Here is a 1,307-nt window from a genome sequence, read left to right as displayed (position 1 = left end):
TTTAGAGATTCATAGTATCTCTGTCTTTTAACCATAGGAGGTAGCCCACCATTGGCAGAGCAAATCCTCCTGTTGTTCCAATAACTGATGAAATAACGCCATATAAGAATCTTAAGTTCTTCAACAGTCATTTCTTTAGTGTTGTAACGATCATAAAGCAGCTCTTCTTTCATTCTGGCCCACATACTTTCACACCTTGCATTGTCATGGCATCTGCCACCATCACTGTTCATACTTTGCTGTATGCCATATTTATTTATTACATTGCGATATTCATTGCTGGTGTACTGTGTACCTCTATCAGAGTGAACAATGGCACCCCTAAGTTTAGGATAAGCTTTAAAAGCATTATCAAGAGTATTTACACACAAGGTGGCTTTCATATTTGTATCCATTGAAAGCCCAAGAACTGCTAAATCATAGCAGTCAAAAATTGCAGATACATAAAGTTTACCATCTTTTGCTTTAATTTCTGATATGTCTGTTACAGTCTTTTTAAGAGGCTCAGATGCTCTGAAATCACGCTTAAGAAGATCATCAGATTTTCTGGCTTCACGGTCAGCTTTGGTTATACCATTAGGTTTACGTTTAGGTTTATGACTAAGACCAATTTCCTCCATAACTCTATAAACAGTACGTTCACTAGGGATATGGACATTTTCAGGATTTTTTAGAAGTAAGGCTTGATGCATACGGATTCTTCCATAGGTATCATTGTACTCATCTTCAGAATTGATTTTTATCATTTCTTCAGCGAGAGCCTCATACTTCCAAGGTTTATCTTTATTTGCCAGATAATTATGAAAGCCTTGACGGCTAACTTTAAGCATCCTACAATAAAATGATATTTTACCCTTAATCATGCCGTCATTAGTCTTAATAGCTATAAATCTCATTCGTGAGTTTTTACTGACTTCCGACGGCTGGCGGCGAAAAAAGCGCTTGCTTCCTCTAGAAATTCATTCTCTTCCTTCAAACGTTTGATTTCCTTACTCTGCTCTTTAACTTGCTTTTTTAGGGTCATAAGTTCTTCTGTAAGGGAAAGAGCACTATCAGGAGTGTGTGAACCAGCACCTAAATCAAGTACGCCTTCTTTAGAGGCTTTTACCCATCCGCTTACTGTGCTTGGAGCAATTCCTATTTCTTTTGCAGCTTTATTAATACCAATTTCCTTGGCTAACTTAACTGCCTGGACTTTATAATCCTGGTCATAACGTTTTTGTGCCATGATAAGCACCTCCTTATTCTCTTAATTATATTTTGAATTATACGAGAATAAGGTGTCAACTTTATTTATACAACATCAT

2 protein-coding genes are annotated in these 1,307 nt (G+C 36.8%); both read right to left on the bottom strand.

What is annotated here, in order from left to right; genetic code table 11:
• The coding region (locus FGK85_RS15130; protein ID WP_341472494.1) for an IS3 family transposase at nt 1-863 on the bottom strand (863 nt) is incomplete at its 3' end.
• Nucleotides 864-892: 29 nt separating this feature from the next.
• Nucleotides 893-1,228: a transposase gene (locus FGK85_RS15125; RefSeq protein WP_072745205.1), complete on the bottom strand. Its 336-nt coding sequence runs from the start codon at nt 1,226-1,228 to the stop codon at nt 893-895.
• Nucleotides 1,229-1,307 lie beyond the last annotated feature (79 nt).

The sequence above is a fragment of the Haloimpatiens lingqiaonensis genome (genome assembly GCF_901447495.1).
Classification (GTDB): Bacteria; Bacillota; Clostridia; order Clostridiales; family Clostridiaceae; genus Haloimpatiens; species Haloimpatiens lingqiaonensis.
The sequence above is the reverse complement of the archived record's forward strand: the minus strand, read 5'-3'. Positions and strand labels throughout refer to the sequence as shown.

Excerpts from the sequence above, each read along its gene's own strand:
- FGK85_RS15125 (WP_072745205.1), bottom strand. The coding sequence starts at position 1,228 with ATGGCACAAAAACGTTATGACCAGGATTATAAAGTCCAGGCAGTTAAG.